General features: G+C 72.6%; 14 protein-coding genes. 7 read left to right on the top strand and 7 right to left on the bottom strand.

Features of this window, described 5'->3' with window-relative positions:
* Positions 1–124: 124 nt before the first annotated feature.
* On the bottom strand, positions 125–763 hold the full coding sequence (locus ACLBYB_RS21785; RefSeq protein ID WP_091979976.1) for a YqgE/AlgH family protein: 639 nt from the start codon (positions 761–763) through the stop codon (positions 125–127).
* 186 nt (positions 764–949) lie between these two features.
* Between ACLBYB_RS21785 and ACLBYB_RS21780 the strand changes: the two genes are divergently transcribed.
* The 3 genes from ACLBYB_RS21780 (at position 950) to ACLBYB_RS21770 (ending at position 2,531) form a co-directional block, all read left to right on the top strand.
* The gene (locus tag ACLBYB_RS21780; protein WP_447682562.1) at positions 950–1,207 is read left to right on the top strand and encodes a hypothetical protein; all 258 of its coding nucleotides are present in this window, start codon (positions 950–952) and stop codon (positions 1,205–1,207) included.
* 111 nt (positions 1,208–1,318) lie between these two features.
* Entirely contained in the window at positions 1,319–1,798 is a 480-nt protein-coding gene (locus tag ACLBYB_RS21775; protein WP_020093824.1) for a peroxiredoxin, read from the top strand.
* 91 nt (positions 1,799–1,889) lie between these two features.
* A complete protein-coding gene (locus tag ACLBYB_RS21770) occupies positions 1,890–2,531 on the top strand; it encodes a DedA family protein (protein ID WP_447700020.1) in 642 nt (213 codons plus the stop codon).
* A 6-nt stretch (positions 2,532–2,537) separates the two neighbouring features.
* Here ACLBYB_RS21770 and ACLBYB_RS21765 read toward each other — a convergent pair whose 3' ends face one another.
* Both ACLBYB_RS21765 and ACLBYB_RS21760 read right to left on the bottom strand, forming a co-directional pair.
* Positions 2,538–3,296, bottom strand: a complete 759-nt coding sequence (locus tag ACLBYB_RS21765) for a restriction endonuclease (RefSeq protein WP_020093822.1) — start codon at positions 3,294–3,296, stop codon at positions 2,538–2,540.
* 110 nt (positions 3,297–3,406) lie between these two features.
* Positions 3,407–3,820, bottom strand: a complete 414-nt coding sequence (locus tag ACLBYB_RS21760) for a MucR family transcriptional regulator (RefSeq protein WP_020093821.1) — start codon at positions 3,818–3,820, stop codon at positions 3,407–3,409.
* A gap of 394 nt (positions 3,821–4,214) precedes the next feature.
* On the opposite strand from ACLBYB_RS21760, the gene ACLBYB_RS21755 reads away from it, so the two are divergent.
* Positions 4,215–6,902, top strand: coding sequence for a bifunctional acetate--CoA ligase family protein/GNAT family N-acetyltransferase (locus ACLBYB_RS21755; protein ID WP_447700019.1), 2,688 nt, complete (start codon positions 4,215–4,217; stop codon positions 6,900–6,902).
* 54 nt (positions 6,903–6,956) lie between these two features.
* Here the strand turns inward: ACLBYB_RS21755 and ACLBYB_RS21750 are convergent, their stop codons facing one another.
* Both ACLBYB_RS21750 and ACLBYB_RS21745 read right to left on the bottom strand, forming a co-directional pair.
* On the bottom strand, positions 6,957–7,490 hold the full coding sequence (locus ACLBYB_RS21750) for a Dps family protein (protein ID WP_020093819.1): 534 nt from the start codon (positions 7,488–7,490) through the stop codon (positions 6,957–6,959).
* Positions 7,491–7,626: 136 nt separating this feature from the next.
* Positions 7,627–9,492: a L,D-transpeptidase family protein gene (locus ACLBYB_RS21745; RefSeq protein ID WP_447700018.1), complete on the bottom strand. Its 1,866-nt coding sequence runs from the start codon at positions 9,490–9,492 to the stop codon at positions 7,627–7,629.
* A 383-nt stretch (positions 9,493–9,875) separates the two neighbouring features.
* Between ACLBYB_RS21745 and ACLBYB_RS21740 the strand changes: the two genes are divergently transcribed.
* Positions 9,876–10,994: an acyltransferase family protein gene (locus tag ACLBYB_RS21740; protein WP_447700017.1), complete on the top strand. Its 1,119-nt coding sequence runs from the start codon at positions 9,876–9,878 to the stop codon at positions 10,992–10,994.
* Here ACLBYB_RS21740 and ACLBYB_RS21735 read toward each other — a convergent pair.
* Entirely contained in the window at positions 10,981–12,159 is a 1,179-nt protein-coding gene (locus ACLBYB_RS21735; RefSeq protein ID WP_447700016.1) for an endo-1,4-beta-xylanase, read from the bottom strand. The two genes, ACLBYB_RS21740 and ACLBYB_RS21735, sit on opposite strands and share 14 nt — an antisense overlap.
* 156 nt (positions 12,160–12,315) lie before the next feature.
* On the opposite strand from ACLBYB_RS21735, the gene ACLBYB_RS21730 reads away from it, so the two are divergent.
* Positions 12,316–13,158 carry an SDR family NAD(P)-dependent oxidoreductase gene (locus tag ACLBYB_RS21730; protein WP_447700015.1) on the top strand — a complete coding sequence of 281 codons (843 nt, stop codon included), beginning with the start codon at positions 12,316–12,318 and terminating at the stop codon, positions 13,156–13,158.
* Between the two features lie 148 nt (positions 13,159–13,306).
* On the opposite strand, the gene ACLBYB_RS21725 is transcribed toward ACLBYB_RS21730, so the two are convergent.
* Positions 13,307–13,594 (bottom strand): GIY-YIG nuclease family protein, encoded by a 288-nt coding sequence (locus ACLBYB_RS21725; protein WP_447700014.1) that lies wholly within the window; start codon positions 13,592–13,594, stop codon positions 13,307–13,309.
* 219 nt (positions 13,595–13,813) lie between these two features.
* Here ACLBYB_RS21725 and zwf point away from each other — a divergent pair, with 219 nt between their 5' ends.
* On the top strand, positions 13,814–15,286 hold the full coding sequence (gene zwf / locus ACLBYB_RS21720) for a glucose-6-phosphate dehydrogenase (protein ID WP_020093813.1): 1,473 nt from the start codon (positions 13,814–13,816) through the stop codon (positions 15,284–15,286).
* The last annotated feature ends 58 nt before the right edge of the window (positions 15,287–15,344 follow it).

Here is a 15,344-nt window from a genome sequence, read left to right as displayed (position 1 = left end):
CGCAACCGTCTTTGCGAACGGAGCGAAGCAGCCCAGGGTAGCGCGAGGCTGGCCAGCGTAGCGTTCCTGGATCGCTTCGCTCCGCTCGCAAAGACGGCGTGCCGCCCCGGCGAGCGCGGTCGGGTCAGGCCCGGCCGGCGGTCATCGACAGCATCGCCGGGTCGATGCCGTTGGCCCGCAGGGCGAGGTCGTACTTGGCGTCGAGGTCGGCGTTGAAGATCAGGGCCGGGTCGGCCGGGCAGTTGAGCCAGCCGTTGGCCATGATCTCGCTCTCCAGCTGCCCGGCCTGCCAGCCGGCGTAGCCGAGCGCCAGCACGGCGCTGGCCGGCCCCTCGCCGCTGGCGATGGCGCGGAGGATCTCCACGGTCGCGGTCAGGCAGATGCCGTCGTCGATGATCAGCGTCGATTGCTGGATGTGGAAATCGTCGCTGTGGAGCACGAAGCCGCGCCGTCCCTCCACCGGGCCGCCCATCAGGACCGGCATGTGGCCGACCCGCTCGCGCAGGCGGATCGCGTCCGCCTCGGGCGCCACGTCGAGCTGGACCAGCAGGTCCGGCATGCTGATGTCGGTCGCCGCCTTGTTGACGATGATGCCCATGGCCCCGTCGGCGGAATGGGCGCAGATGTAGATCACCGAGCGCGCGAAGCGCTCGTCGGCCATGCCGGGCATGGCCACGAGGAACTGCCCGTCGAGGAAGTGCGGGCCCGCCAGCTCCGTGCGGAGCGGCGCCGCCTTCCCGGCCTGGGACGACGCTGCCGACATGGGATCGGGCCTGCGGTGCGGAGGGTGCGCCATGCGTCCATGCTACGCCGCGCCCCTCCGTTGTCCAGCGGGCAAAAGGGACGCAGCAAGCCTCCCCCAAGCTTGTGCGGGTCTCAATCCCTGTCCCACAATACCCGGGTCGGTCCGCGTCGCGGCCGGCGCAGTCACCGTTGAGGCTCGCTGGTCATGGCGGATGTCGCACCCTCTCCCACCTTCGACATCGAGGAGCAGCGGGCGCGGATCGAGCGGTCCCAGGAGGAGACCCGCAAGTTCGTCGCTGAGCAGCACAAGCTGATCGCCGAGCAGGCGAAGCTGCTGGCCGAGCAGGCCAAGCTCGGCCGTGACCGGGCCCTGGCGCCCTGGCAGGTGGCCCTCTCGGGCATGGCGGCGGGAGCAGCCTTCTTTGGGGCCGGGGCGGCCTTCATCAAGCTGATCGGCCCGTGAGGGCGGTGCAAGCCGGAGCTGGCCGCATCCTCGACAGGCACCCCCTGCCACGCTAGGTCAGGCGCGCTGCTCACGCGCGCCATCCCAGCGCGCGACAACGAGGGACCCGCGATGATCCAGGTCGGCGACCACCTGCCCCAGGCCACCTTCCGGGTGATCGGCCCCGAGGGCCCGATCGCGCGCACCACCGACGACGTGTTCAAGGGCCGGCGCGTGGTCCTGATCGGCGTGCCGGGCGCGTTCACCCCCAGCTGCCACCGCAACCACCTGCCGGGCTTCGTGACCCACCGGGACGAGATCCTCGGGCGCGGTATCGACGCCATCGCGGTGACGAGCGTCAACGACGTGTTCGTGCTCGACGCGTGGTCGAAGGCGAGCGGCGCCGAGGGGCTGGAATTCCTCGCCGACGGCAACGCCGATTTCGCCAAGGCCCTCGGCCTGGAGATGGACGGCACCGGCTTCGGCCTCGGGATGCGCTCGAAGCGCTACTCCATGCTGGTCGAGGACGGCGTCGTCCGGATCCTCAACGTCGAGGAGACCCCCTCGAAGGCCGAGGCGTCCGGCGCCGAGGCACTGCTGAAGGTCCTCTGAGGACGCCGCCGGCCGCAGATCGGCCCTCTTAAGGCCACGTTCCGTCCGCTTGTGTCGCCGGGCTCTGCCCGGAGACCGGCCCGAGGACCGCATGGCCTTCCTGAACGACCTGCCCATCGCCGACCTGATCGCGAATTACGGATACATCGCGATCTTCGTGATCATCACCCTCGAGAGCGCTGGCGTGCCGTGCCCCGGCGAGACGGTGCTGATCTCGGCCGCCGTCTACGCCGGCAGCACCGGGAACCTGAACATCGGCCTGGTCATCGCCGCGGCGGCGACGGCCGCGATCCTGGGCGACAATGTCGGCTACTGGGCGGGGCGGCGCTGGGGCATGCCGCTGCTGCTCCGCTACGGCCATCTCATCGCCCTCGACCACGGGCGGCTCAAGCTCGGCCAGTACCTGTTCCGCCAGCACGGCGGGAAGATCGTGTTCTTCGGCCGCTTCACCGCGATGCTGCGCGCCTACGCGGCGGTCCTGGCCGGCGTGAACAAGCTCGACGCGCGCCGCTTCATGGCCTTCAACGCCCTCGGCGGCGTCGTCTGGGCCGGCAGCATGGGCATCGGCTCGTACTATTGCGGGCGCCAGATCGAGCATATTGTCGGCCCGGTGGGCCTGACCCTGCTCGCCCTGGTGGTGTTCGGCGGCCTGGCCCTGTGGCTGTTCGTGCGCCGCCACGAGGCGCGCCTGCTCAACGAGGCGGAGATCGCCATCCCCGGCCCGCTCGCCTGACGGGCATCACGTCTCCGCGAGGTCGAACGCCTCGATCGCCTCGAGGGCGTCGTGGTGCAGGAGGAGGACGCCGGTGGCCGTGGCGAGCCGGCGCGCCGCCGGCGTGAAGCCGGCGTTCGACACCACGGCGGCCCGGTCCCCGTCCCAGTAGCGCAGGGCCGCGGCGGCTTCCTGCACGGCGGCGTTGCCCACGGGCTTGCTCAGCCGCTTGCACTGCACGACGAGGCGCAGCCCGTCCCGCACCGCCACGATATCGGCGCCCTGGTCGCCGCTCGCCGGCGTCCGGTGCGCCCGCCAGCCCGCCCGGACCAGGCGCTCGGCGCAGTAGCGCTCGTAGTCCAGCCCGTCCCCGGGCGCCTCGTCCTCCTCCGGGAGCGCGACGGCGGCGGCCTCGGCCTCGACGATCGCCAGCATCCGCGCGTGCTCCGCCTCGGCGAGGTCGGCGAAGCGCGGGCCGAGCTGCGGCAGGACGGTCCGCTCGAGGAAATAATCGCGCTCGCGCAGCCAGCCGTCCTCGATCCGGTTGCCGTAGGGGTCGGTGTAGCTCTCCTGCCGCCGCCGCAGCGCCAGCGTCTCGGCATGGGCGCGGGCGATCCGGCGCACCCGGGCCCGGAACCGGCGCGGGCGCCCGAGATGCCGCAGCAGGACGAGCGCGAGGGCGAGTCCCGTCGCGGCGAGCGCCGGCCGGCCGTACCAGAGCCCGAAGGGGAGGCCGATCACGGCCGTCCAGAACAGGCGGGCGACGAGGCTGGGCTTGCCGGGCATCGGGTCTCGGGGGCGCTGACGGGCCCCCGACCCTCGCAAGCGCGGCTTGCCCGATGCCTAACCCGCCTCCGAAAGCTGTGGACGCGGGCGCGGATGAGAGCGCCGCGCCGTCAGCCCTTCCGGCGCTGGTGGCCGAGGCCCATGCTCTTGGCGAGGCTGGACCGCGCCGCGGCGTAGTTCGGCGCCACCATCGGGTAGTCGGGCGGCAGGCCCCACTTTCCCCGATACTCCTCGGGCGTCAGGTTGTAGTGCGTCCGCAGGTGGCGCTTCAGCGACTTGAACTTCTTGCCGTCCTCCAGGCAGACGATGAAGTCGGGCTGGACCGAGCGCCGGACCGGCACGGCCGGCCGCAGCTGCTCCGCCGGCGGGGCGGACGGCTCGCCGAGCCCGTGCAGCGTCGCGTGGATGGCCGCGATCAGCCCCGGCAGTTCCGGCGCGGGGACCGGATTGTTGCTCACGAAAGCCGACACGATGTCGACGGACAGCGTGAGATAGTCCGGTTGCCCTTCACCCGTGGCGTCCATCCCGTAACCTCCACTCGATCCCAGCCGGCCACCGACGCCGGCCGGGATCTGTCTCTGCTCGACCCGATACAGGGTAGTTAATGGGCAGTTACTATGGTGGTGTGAATTCAATAGCAAGTCCAATCCACACATGCCCACAAGTGCCGTCTTAGAGTGGATAAATGGCGCCCGATATTGAACAAAAGGAGGTCTGGAGACCGCACTCGCGTCGACCACGCGATTTCCGGCCGGCGCGTGCCGACCGGGCGTTGCAGGCGCGCCCGATCGCGCCATCTGGGAGGGCGGCGGGCGCCCCGGCGCCTCGTCCGTTCGGACGTGAGCGAGAGGCCAGATGCGTGCCGCCAGGAACGGCCTGCGGGACCGCGTCCCGTGACGATGTCGTGAGCCGCCGGTCGTGAGCACCTACCGGTTCGACAAACTGCTGGCACCCCGCTCGATCGCCCTGGTCGGGGCGGTGGGCCGCGAGGGCTCGCTGGGGCGCAGCGTGCTCGACAGCCTGCGCGCCGCGGGCTTTCCCGGCGCGATCATGCCGGTCCAGCCCGACCAAACGAGCGTCGAGGGGCTGGCCTGCGTGCCGCGGGTCGCAGATCTGCCCGCCGCCCCCGACCTCGTCCTGATCGCGGTGCCGCCGCCGAGCGTGCCCGAAGTCGTCGCGCAGGCCGCCGCGATCGGCGCCGGGGCGGCCGTGATCCTCACGGCGCGGCTCGGATCCGGGCCGGAGGATCCCGGTCCGGTCGCCCACGGGATCGCCCGCGCCCACGGCCTGCGCCTGCTCGGGCCCGACAGCGCCGGCTTGGCGGTCCCGGGCGCGAGGCTCAACGCCAGCCTGTTCGCCCAGGCGCCCGAGGCCGGCGACCTCGCCCTCGTCTCGCAATCCGGCACGGTCGCGGCCGCCATCGTCGCCTGGGGCGCCCGCCACGGCACGGGCTTCTCGGCGGTGCTGTCGCTGGGCAGCGTCCTCGACATCGGCGTGGCCGACTGCCTCGACCACTTCGCCGCCGATTTCCGCACCCGCGCGATCCTGCTCTGCCTCGACCGGGTCGCGGATGCCCGCCGGTTCATGTCGGCCGCCCGCGCCGCGGCCCGGGCCAAGCCCGTCGTGGTCCTGCGGGCCGGCCGGCACCGGCCCGACACCCGCGCCGCCGTCACCCATACCGGCGCCCTGGCCCGCCCGGACGCGGTCTACGCCGCGGCCTTCCGGCGGGCCGGCCTGCTGGCCGTGCCGGACCTCGACGCGATGTTCTCCGCCGTGGAGACCCTGGGGCGACAGCGGCCGTTCCCCGGCCACCGGCTGGCGATCGTGTCCAACGGCCGCGGCATCGGCCTCCTCGCGGCGGACCGACTGATCGAGCGGGCCGGGACCCTGGCGGCGCCCGCCGAGGCGGAGGGCCGCGCGCCGGGAAACCCCCTCGACCTCGGCATCGACGCCGCCGGTCCGGCCTTCGCGTCCGCGCTGACGCCGCTGCTGACGGACCGGACGAGCGACGCCGTGCTGGCGATCCACGTGCCGACGACCCGCTCGGAGGCCGGCGCGGTGGCCGAGGCCGTCGCCGCGACGGTCAAGGCCGCCCGCGCCGGCCAGACCCGCAAGAAGCCGGTCTTCGCGGTCACGCTGGGCGACGCGGAGGCGGCGCGCGAGACCTTCGCGCAGGCCGGGATCCCGCATTTCACCACCGATTCCGAGGCGATCGAGGGCTTTCTGCACCTCGTGCGCTACCGCGAGGCCCAGGACGACCTGATGCGCACGCCGGACTCGCTGCCGCGGGACTTCTCCCCCGACACGGCGCGAGCCCGCTCGATCGTCGCCGGCGCCCTGCGCCAGGGCGCCGCGTGGCTCGACCCGGTGGCGGTGAACGGCCTCCTGCAGGCCTACGGGATCCCGACCGTCCCGATCACGCTCGCCCCCGACACGGACGCGGCCGCTGCGGCCGCGTGGCCGATCATCGCGGCGGGCGGGACGGTGGCGCTGAAGGTCGTCTCGCCGGACATCGTGCACAAATCCGACATCGGCGGCGTCCACCTCGACCTGACCAGCGAGGCCGACGTCGCGGAGGCCGCCCGCAGCATCCTGGCCCGCGCCCGCCGGGAGCGGCCCGACGCCCGGGTCACCGGCTTCGCCGTGCAGCCGATGGTCCGCCGCGGCCAGCGCCGGGAGCTGATCGCCGGGCTCGCGGAGGACGCGGTGTTCGGTCCGGTGGTGGTGTTCGGCCGGGGCGGGACCGCCGTGGAGGTGATCGACGACCGCGCCCTCGGCCTGCCGCCGCTCGACCTGACCCTGGCGCGCGACCTCATCGCCCGAACCCGGGTCGCGCGCCGCCTGGAGGCCTACCGCGACGTGCCGGCGGCCGATCTCGGCGCGATCGCGCTGACGCTGGTGAAGCTGTCCCAGCTCGCCGCCGACCTGCCGCAGGTGCGCGAGCTCGACATCAACCCGCTCCTGGCCGACGAGACCGGCGTGCTGGCCCTCGACGCCAGGGTCCGGATCGGGCGCGCCGAGCGCGGCGACCACGGCAGCGCCCACGGCCGCGGCCACCCGCGCTTCGCGATCCGGCCCTATCCGGCCGAGTGGATCCGCGCGCTCAACCTCAAGGACCGGACCGTGCGGGTGCGGCCCGTGCGCCCGGAGGACGAGGGCCTGTTCCTGGCCTTCTTCAAGGGTCTTGACCCGGAGGACCTGCGGCTGCGGTTCTTCGGGCCGGTGCGCGAGTTCAGCCACGCCTTCCTGGCCCGCCTGACGCAGCTCGACTACGCGCGCGCCATCGCGTTCGTGGCCACGGAGATCGGGCCGGGCGGCGGCGAGCGCATGCTCGGTGCGGTCCGGCTCCACGCGGACGCCAACCACGAGAGCGGCGAGTACGCGATCGCGGTGGGCCGCGGCGCCCGCGGGACGGGCCTCGCCTTCGCGCTGATGCGCCTGATGATCGACTGGGCGCGCTCCGAGGGGATCGGCCGGGTCGAGGGCACGGTGCTCGCCGAGAACCGGCCGATGCTGGCGGTGTGCCGCCGCCTCGGGTTCACGCAGGGGCGCGACCCCGACGATCCGGGCCTCGTGAAGGTGCACCTCGATCTCGCCGCCGGCTAGCGGCGCGGCGAGGCCCGACCCGGCGCCGGCCGCGCCGGTGCCGGGGGGCGCGGCTCAGTGGCCGCTGTCGGTCGCGTTGCGGGTGGTCTCGTAGAGGAACCACGTCCGCTCCTCGGACTGGTCGATCCACTCCTCGAGCTGCGAGGTGGTCGCCACGTCGCCGGCCTCGTCGGTGACCCCGTGGAGCGTCCGCATGTTGGCGGTGAGGGCCTTGTTGTCGTCGCGCAGCTCCTTGAGCATGTCGAGGGGCGAGACGTACTCGGCATCGTTGTCGGCCACGCGGGTCAGGCTCTTGGCCTGGCCGAGCGAGCGCAGGACCGTGCCGCCGATCTTGCGGGCGCGCTCGTTCACCGCGTCGATGATCTCGAAGATCTGGGCCGACTGCTCGTCCAGCAGGAGGTGGTAGTCGCGGAAATGGGGTCCGCTCATGTGCCAGTGGAAGTTCTTGGTCTTGATGTAGAGGGCGAACAGGTCCGAGCTCAGGACTGTCAGGCCCTCGGCGATCGTCCGGACGTCGCTCGGATCGAGGTCGGTCGGGGTGTTGAGGCGCGCGCTCTCGATGCGGCTGCTCGGCTTGGCCTTGGCCATGGTCGTCTCCAATGCGATTCGCTGGCTCGGCGCGCCGCTCCGTCACGCCGCGGAGGGGCGGACGCGCTTTCTGCAGGCCAATGACCGGCCCGCCGGGATGTTCCGGCGTGCCGAGAATCACATAGCTGGGTTGGCTTTAGCGGGTAGGTTCGACGGATTCCAAGCTGCGGTGCTCGGTGGCAGGCCGCTCCGGCGACGGCTTCGCGGGTGCGGGCCTGACCGGCGCGGGTCCGACCGTCGCGGGCTTGGCCGCGGCAGCCCGCGCGGGAGCCGGCTTCGCGTCGTGGGCGGCACCGGGCCGGGGCGGGGCCGGCGCGGTCGCGGGGGCCGGCTTCGCGGCGTCCGCGCCCGCCGCGGGCGGGATCGCGCCGGTGGCGGCGGGCTCGGGCGCCGGCGTGTCGAGGTTGTAGATGTCGTCGCGGAAATGCGCCTTCCCGTCCGGCGTGGCGAAGCCGGTGAGGTACACGAAGGTGACCGGGATCGGCTTGGTGAGCTTGATGTCGCGGCGCTCGCCGTCGGCGATGCCGGTCTCGATCTCGATCGGGCCCCAGCTCGTGCCGGGCCCGTTGGGGCCGTCCGTGCCCTGCAGCAGCCAGCCGACCAGCTCCTTCACCTGTCCGACCCGGACGCAGCCGTGGCTGTGGAAGCGGACGCTCGCGGCGAAGAGCGACTTCGCCGGCGTATCGTGCATGTAGACGGCAAAGCGGTTCGGCATGTCGATCCGCACCTGGCCCAGCGAATTGTCGAGGCCGGAATCCTGGCGCAGCGTGTAGTTGACGGCCTTCTGGCCCGCCCAGTCGATCCGGGTCGGGTCGACCTCGCCCGCCGGGCCCAGGATCCGGATGCGGTTCTTGGCGAGGTAGCCCGGGTTCTTGCGCATCGCCGGGATGATCTCGTTCTTCACCACCGAGGCGGGGACGGTCCAGGTCGGGTTGAAGTTGATGTCGGTGATCCGCGTCTCGACGGACGGCGTCGCCTTGTCGGGGGAGCCGACCACCGCGACGTAGCGGCGCGTCACGGCGCCGTTCTCCACCGCCTCCACGGCGGCGGACGGGATGTTGACCACCACGTAGCGCTCGCCGAACGGGAATTTCGAGCCCATCAGCCGGGCCGCGGAGGCGGCGAGCTGGCGCTGGCGCACCGCGGCCGGCACGTTGAGCGCGTTGATCGTGAGCCGGCCAAGGATACCGCTGTCGGGCAGGCCGTGGCGGCCCTGGAAGGCGGCGATCGCCGCCACCAGGGGCGGGTCGAGGCGGTCGTTCGCGGGGGCATCCGCCGGCAGGTCGCCGGTCAGCGTCAGGTGGTGGCGCAGGGCGGGGATCGCCGGGTGGCGCTCGCCGGGCTTGAGGCGCGCGAGATCGTCTGGCAGCCGCTCCCAGCCCCCGGCCTCCGCGAAGGCCGCGTAGCGCTCGGCCGCCCGGAGCGTGTCGAGGAACGTCCGCGGTGTCAGCGTCGGGTTCGGATCGGCGGAGACCTTGGCGTAGACCAGCGGCGCCGGCTCGCGGGACCTCTTCGCCGCTTCCTGAGGCTTGGCCGGCTGGGACTTGGTCTCGGCCGATCGGGCGTCCGACGCCTTGCTATCCGACGCCTTGCCGTCCTGGGCCTTCGCGTCCTGTGCCTTCGCGTCCTGCGCTCTGGCATCCTGCGCCTTGCCCTGCGCCGGGACGGGCTCCGGCGCGGCCTCGGTCGCCCGGGTCTCGGCTGGCCTGGTCTCGGCCGGCCTGGTGTCGGCCCGCTTGGCCTCCGCCGGCTTGCCGGCCGCGCCCTTCGCCTCACCCTTCGCCTCCGGTGCGCGGGGCTCCTGGCCCTTCGCGGTCTCGCCCGCGGCGGGCGGCACCGCGACCGGCGCGGCGAGCGGCGGCACCGGCGCGGGGCCGCCCTGCGCCGCGCCGGTCCCCTGCGCCAGGGCGACGCCGGGCGCTCCGAGCAGGGCCAGCAGGGACAGGCCCGCACCCAGCGCGGCGTGCGGGCGGGCGTGACGGCGGGGCTGGACCGGGACCATACGCAACACTCCCGACGCGCTCAGGCGGCGCGACCGGGCCGGATGATGGGCCGGCGTGGTTACCAATCTCCTCCGACCCTGAAAGCGGGCAGGATCGGGATTCACGATGCCGCCATTGATTCATCCGCGTGTAACGTCGCGGATGTCGGTCGGCGTGAACGTCCCGCTCATACATTCGTGCGTTGCTGGTTCCGGCGCCCGCGTCTTTGCGCGCGGAGCGAGCGATCCAGACGGCGCGACGCCGCCCGTCGTCGCGCTGCCCCGGGTCACTTCGCTCCGCCCGCGATGACGGAGTAGGACACCTTCATCGAAGCGTTCCGTCGGACACCGCAGGGCCAAGCCACCACGGCTGCCCAGGCCCGGACAGGAGATCGGTCCCCAGCATGCCGGATTCCGGTGATCCGATCCCGAGGACGATGCCCTACCTGCCGCAGCTCGACGGGGTGCGGGCGCTCGCCATCCTGATCGTGTTCGCGGCCCATTGCGGCTACGGCCACGTGGTGCCGGGCGGCTTCGGCGTGACCGTCTTCTTCTTCCTCAGCGGCTACCTGATCACCACGCTCCTGCGGATCGAGCGGGCGCGGACCGGAACGGTGTCGCTTCCCGCCTTCTACCTCCGGCGGAGCCTGCGCATCCTGCCGCCCATGTACCTGACCCTGCTCGCCTCCGGCGCGCTCTACGCGGCGGGGTGGCTCGACTGGATGCCGGTCGCGCCGGCGGCGGTCCTCGGGCAGGCGACCTTCCTGACGAACTATCCCGGCCTGTTCGGCACCGAGGCGGTGCTGCCGGTGCCGCTCTGGAGCCTCGCCATCGAGGAGCACTTCTACCTCGTCTTCCCGCTGGTCTTCCTGCTCTGGCTCGGGCGCCTGCGGCCGCGCCGCGCGGCCCTGGCCTGCCTGGGGCTCTGCGCGGCCGTCCTGGCGATCCGGTGCGTCAACGTCTGGCGGCTGCCGGATTACAGCCTGAACTACAGCTGGACCCACACCCGGATCGACGCGATCCTGTTCGGGTGCTGCCTCGGGCTGTGGAACAACCCGGTGGTCCCGGCCGACCGCGCGTGGCGCCCCGCGCCCTGGCACGTCGCGGCGAGCCTCGCGGTGATCCTCGGGACCCTGGCGGTCCGCGATCCCGCCTTCCGGGAGAGCCTGCGCTACACGCTCCAGAGCGCCGCCCTGTTCGTGCCCTTCGCGTACCTGCTGCACGGCGAGGGACCTCTGGTGCGGCTGCTGGCCAGCCGGCCGATGCGCCGGCTCGGGCTCTGGTCCTACAGCTTCTACCTCGCGCACATGACCGTGGTGGCCCTGGTGCTGCACCTGCGGCCCGGGCTGCACGGCGTCGGCCTGATGCTGGCGGCCTTCCCGGTGACCCTGCTGTGGTGCTGGGGCATGTACGGCCTCGTCGAGCGCCCCTGCGCGCGCCTCCGCCGCCGGCTCCTGGCGGACCGGCCGCCGGAGCCGAGCCTGGCCGAGGACGGCCGCCGGGCCGGCGTCACGCCCGCCTGAGCTTCTCGCGGGCGGCCCTGTGATCGGGCGCGGCCTCGAAGGCCGCCTTGATGGCGTGCCACAGGGGCTTGCGCCGGAACTGCGCGTCGAGCGGCAGCGCCCGCTGCGGCAGGCCGTCGGGCCGCTTGCGGTAGGGGTGGTCGTTCAGCCACGTGTCCGGGTCGTAGATGTCCCAGGTCAGGACGTCGAGGCAGGCGGGCTCGTCCAGCACCACGTCGAGGTAGCGGCGGGCGTAATCGGCCACCATCCGGTCGCGGGTCGCCACGTCGGACGGGAAGGCGCGGTCGTCGATGTCGAGCTCGGTGATCTCGATGCCGAGGCCCATCTGGCCGATCTCCCGCAGGAAGCGCCGCAGCTGGCCCTGATCGATCGGGATCGTGCTGGTGAGGTGCGACTGGAGCCCGAAGCGCCGGATCGGCACGCCCCGGGACCGCATCGCCTCCAGGCGGCGCAGGACCTTGGTGCGCTTGGCCTCCATCCAGGGCACGCCCTGCTCCACCGCGTCCTCGTTCCACGTGCCGGCGGCGGCCGGATCGGTCTCGTGCAGGATCCGGAAGGCGAGGTCGACGTAGCCGGGGCCGATGGAGGCGAGCCAGGGCGAGTCGCGCAGGCCGCCGCCGCGGTCTGGGTCGGACTCGTTGCCGAGGATCTCGTTGACCACGTCCCAGGCGACGATCTGGCCGCGGTAATGGCCCGCCACCGTCTCGATCCAGCGCCGCATGAAGTCCTCGGCCTGGACGGCGCTCGCCCGGCCGAGCAGCGGTCCGACCCAGGGCGGCAGCGCCGCGTGCCAGACGAGCGTGTGGCCGCGCATGCGCTGGCCGTTTCCCCTCGCGAAGCGCAGGATGGCGTCGCCGCGGGCGAAGTCGGTCTTGCCCGGCGCCGGCAGGACCTCCTCCATCTTCATCTCGGTGCCGCAGACGAGGATACCGCATTCCCGCGCCACCGCCTGCCGGTAGGCGGGCGTCGCGTCGAAGCGGTGGAACGGCACCTCGCAGCCGTATGTCAGGCCCTTGGCGGCCGCGGCGGCCTGGAGGCTGTCGGCCGACCAGGACGGCCGGCCGAGGGGACCGAACCCCGCCGGGCCGGCCGCGCGCGCTGCGCCGGCGAGGCCGAGGGCGGCCGCGCCGGCGAGGATCGACCGGCGGTGCGGGAGAGGGGGCATCCGGGTGCTTCGTTCCGTGACGTGCCCGCCACCCTAGCAGAAGCCGCCGCGGCGGCGATCCGCAGGTTCTGCCGGGGCGGCGCGGGACCGCGGCGTGAACTCGCCTTCCGCCCGGGGCGCCCCATCTGATGGGCGCCCGTCAGCCGAGGATCCGTCATGAGCCAGCACCCCGCGATCAGTCCGGGCCGCAGCGCGGTCGTCACCGGGGCTGCGAGCGGCATCGGGCTCGCCGCCGCGCAGGCCTTCGCCCGGGCCGGCATGAACGTCTGGCTCGCCGACCTGCCGGGGCCGGCCCTGGACGCGGCCCGGGCCGCCGTCGCCGAACTCGCCGCCGTCGAGGTGCGCGCCGTGCCCACCGACGTGTCGGACCGGGGCGCCGTCGAGGCCCTGGCGACCGCCGTCTCCAAGGGCGGGCCGCCCGCCCTGGTGATGCTGAATGCCGGGATCGAGGCCGGCGGAAAACTGTTCTCCGACGCCGACACCTGGACGCGGATCCTGGGCACCAATCTCGGCGGCGTGGTCAACGGCATCCACGCCTTCGCGCCCGGCATGATCGAGGGCGGCAAGCCCGGGGCGATCATCGTCACGGGTTCGAAGCAGGGCATCACCACCCCGCCGGGCAACGCGCCCTACAACGTCTCGAAGGCGGGCGTGAAGGCGGTCACCGAGGCGCTCGCCCACGAGCTGCGCAACCGGGAGGGCTGCCACACCACGGCCCACCTGCTGATCCCGGGCTTCGTCTACACGGGCCTCACGAAGGCCCGCGGCGTCGCCGAGAAGCCCGCCGGGGCCTGGACGCCCGACGAGACCGTGGCCTTCCTGCTGGACCGGCTCGCCGCCGGCGATTTCTACATCCTCTGCCCGGACAACGAGACCACCCGCGCCCAGGACGCGAAGCGGATCGCCTGGGCGTCCGGCGACATCGTCGAGAACCGGCCCGCCCTCTCGCGCTGGCATCCGGACCACGCCGAGGCGTTCAAGCGGTACATGGCGGGGTGACCCGCGCGGCCTCGCGCTGCCCTGGGTCACTTCGCTCCGCTCGTGATGACGGAGGAGCGAGACCCGCTGCGTGACTGCGCGGGATGCCGCGATCGCCGTCTTTGCGAGCGCAGCGAAGCAATCCAGGGATCCGCGACGCCGGACCCGTTCACGCGAGATCGGGATACAGGTCGTTCCAGTCCGGATTCATCGCCTCGATCAGCGCGAGCTTCTTCTTCCGTGAGCCTGCCTTGATCTGCTTCTCGCGGGTGATGGCCTCATTCATCGTCGGATAGCGCTCGTACCAGACGAGGCGTTGGCAAGCGTAGCGGCTCGTGAAACCGGCAAGCAGCGCCTCCCGGTGCTCGTGGACCCGCCGTGCGAGGTCCGAGGTCACGCCGGTGTAGAGCGTGCCGTTGCGCCGGCTCGCCATGATGTAGACGGCCGGCTCGCGCATCGTGCTGTCCTTCGGCGGCGCCGCGCTGCCCTGGGTTGCTTCGCTGCGCTCGCAAGGACGGAGCGTGGCAGCGTGGACTTGCCCGGATCTGTCCCGGCCGCCCCCTGAACCGGACAGCGCTGGCCTGCGCCCCTCGTCTGGCGAAGCCCTTGCACACGGGCTAGGTCAGTGCGACGCAGCCGCCGCACGAGACCAGCGCACGACACCCGGGAGCCGCACTTGGCCACGATCATCCCCGTCGCTTCCTTCGACTGCGTCGTGTTCGGCGCCACCGGCGATCTGACCGCGCGCAAGCTCCTGCCGGCCCTGTTCTACCGATTCCGCGACGGCCAGATCCCCGAGACCAGCCGGATCATCGGCGCCTCGCGCTCGGAACTGTCCCTCGACGCCTTCCGCGAGCACGCCCGCGACGCGCTCAAGCGCTTCGTGCCGGCGGCCGACCTGTCCGACGACATGCTCCACCGCTTCCTCGACCACGTCGACTACGTCGCGGTGGACGGGGCCGGCGACAGCGGCTGGACCGACCTCGTCGCCAAGCTCGACGAGCGGCCCGACCAGGTCCGGCCCTACTACCTCGCCACCTCGCCCGACCTCTACGGCTCGATCTGCCGCAACCTCGCCGCCCACGGGCTCGTGGGGGAGAAGTCCCGCGTCGTGCTGGAGAAGCCGATCGGCAAGGACCTGAAATCGGCCCGGGCGATCAACGACGCGGTCGGCGAGGTCTTCCCCGAATCGCAGATCTTCCGGATCGACCACTATCTCGGCAAGGAGACGGTCCAGAACCTGCTCTCGCTCCGCTTCGCCAACACGATCTTCGAGCGGCTCTGGACCTCGGACGTGATCGACCACGTCCAGATCACGGTCGCCGAGACGGTGGGGGTCGAGGGCCGGGCCGGCTACTACGACACGTCGGGCGCGATGCGCGACATGCTGCAGAACCACATCCTGCAGCTCCTCTGCCTCACCGCCATGGAGAGCCCGCTCAATCTCGAGGCAAACTCCGTCCGCGACGAGAAGCTCAAGGTGCTGCGCGCCCTGAAGCCGATCACCAGCCAGGACATCCCGCTGGTGACGGTGCGCGGCCAGTACGTGGCGGGCGCCGTCGACGGCAAACCGGTCGAGGGCTACCTCGCCGAGCTCGGCCACGAGAGCCGGACCGAGACCTTCGTGGCCATGAAGGTCGAGATCCAGTCCGGGCGCTGGGCTGGGGTGCCGTTCTACCTGCGCACCGGCAAGCGCCTGCCCCAGAAGCTGTCCGAGATCGTGGTGCAGTTCCGCGCCTCGCCGTTCTCGATCTTCCCCGAGGAGGCCTTCGGCCGCGAGCCCAACCGCCTCGTGATCCGCCTGCAGCCGCAGGAGGGCATGAAGCTCGAGGTGATGACCAAGGATCCGGGGCCCGGCGGCCTGCGGCTGCGCCCGACCGACCTCGACATCTCCTTCGAGGAGACCTTCAAGCAGCGCTACCCCGACGCCTACGAGCGCCTGCTGATGGACGTGGTCCGCGGCAACGCGACGCTGTTCATGCGCCGCGACGAGGTCGAGGCCGCCTGGGCCTGGGCGGACGGCGTGCTCAAGGCCTGGGCCGACCGGCCCGAGGCGCCGCGGCCCTACCCGGCCGGGAGCTGGGGCCCGACCGCCGCCATCGCGCTGATCGAGCGCGACGGCCGGACCTGGCACGAGGAGCTGCGGTAAGGACGTTCGGCGGCCCACGGCCAAGCTGCCTTGATACCGTCAAGCCGGATGTGAAATC

This window comes from Methylobacterium sp. D54C (assembly GCF_053345595.1).
This window is presented reverse-complemented; position numbering and strand designations above follow the sequence as displayed.

What these genes read in the sequence shown, in the direction of transcription:
- ACLBYB_RS21785 (WP_091979976.1), bottom strand. Translation starts at nt 763, where the DNA reads ATGTCGGCAGCGTCGTCCCAGGCCGGGAAGGCGGCGCCGCTCCGCACG.
- ACLBYB_RS21780 (WP_447682562.1), top strand. Translation starts at nt 950, where the DNA reads ATGGCGGATGTCGCACCCTCTCCCACCTTCGACATCGAGGAGCAGCGG.
- ACLBYB_RS21775 (WP_020093824.1), top strand. Translation starts at nt 1,319, where the DNA reads ATGATCCAGGTCGGCGACCACCTGCCCCAGGCCACCTTCCGGGTGATC.
- ACLBYB_RS21770 (WP_447700020.1), top strand. Translation starts at nt 1,890, where the DNA reads ATGGCCTTCCTGAACGACCTGCCCATCGCCGACCTGATCGCGAATTAC.
- ACLBYB_RS21765 (WP_020093822.1), bottom strand. Translation starts at nt 3,296, where the DNA reads ATGCCCGGCAAGCCCAGCCTCGTCGCCCGCCTGTTCTGGACGGCCGTG.
- ACLBYB_RS21760 (WP_020093821.1), bottom strand. Translation starts at nt 3,820, where the DNA reads ATGGACGCCACGGGTGAAGGGCAACCGGACTATCTCACGCTGTCCGTC.
- ACLBYB_RS21750 (WP_020093819.1), bottom strand. Translation starts at nt 7,490, where the DNA reads ATGGCCAAGGCCAAGCCGAGCAGCCGCATCGAGAGCGCGCGCCTCAAC.
- ACLBYB_RS21745 (WP_447700018.1), bottom strand. Translation starts at nt 9,492, where the DNA reads ATGGTCCCGGTCCAGCCCCGCCGTCACGCCCGCCCGCACGCCGCGCTG.
- ACLBYB_RS21740 (WP_447700017.1), top strand. Translation starts at nt 9,876, where the DNA reads ATGCCGGATTCCGGTGATCCGATCCCGAGGACGATGCCCTACCTGCCG.
- ACLBYB_RS21735 (WP_447700016.1), bottom strand. Translation starts at nt 12,159, where the DNA reads ATGCCCCCTCTCCCGCACCGCCGGTCGATCCTCGCCGGCGCGGCCGCC.
- ACLBYB_RS21730 (WP_447700015.1), top strand. Translation starts at nt 12,316, where the DNA reads ATGAGCCAGCACCCCGCGATCAGTCCGGGCCGCAGCGCGGTCGTCACC.
- ACLBYB_RS21725 (WP_447700014.1), bottom strand. Translation starts at nt 13,594, where the DNA reads ATGCGCGAGCCGGCCGTCTACATCATGGCGAGCCGGCGCAACGGCACG.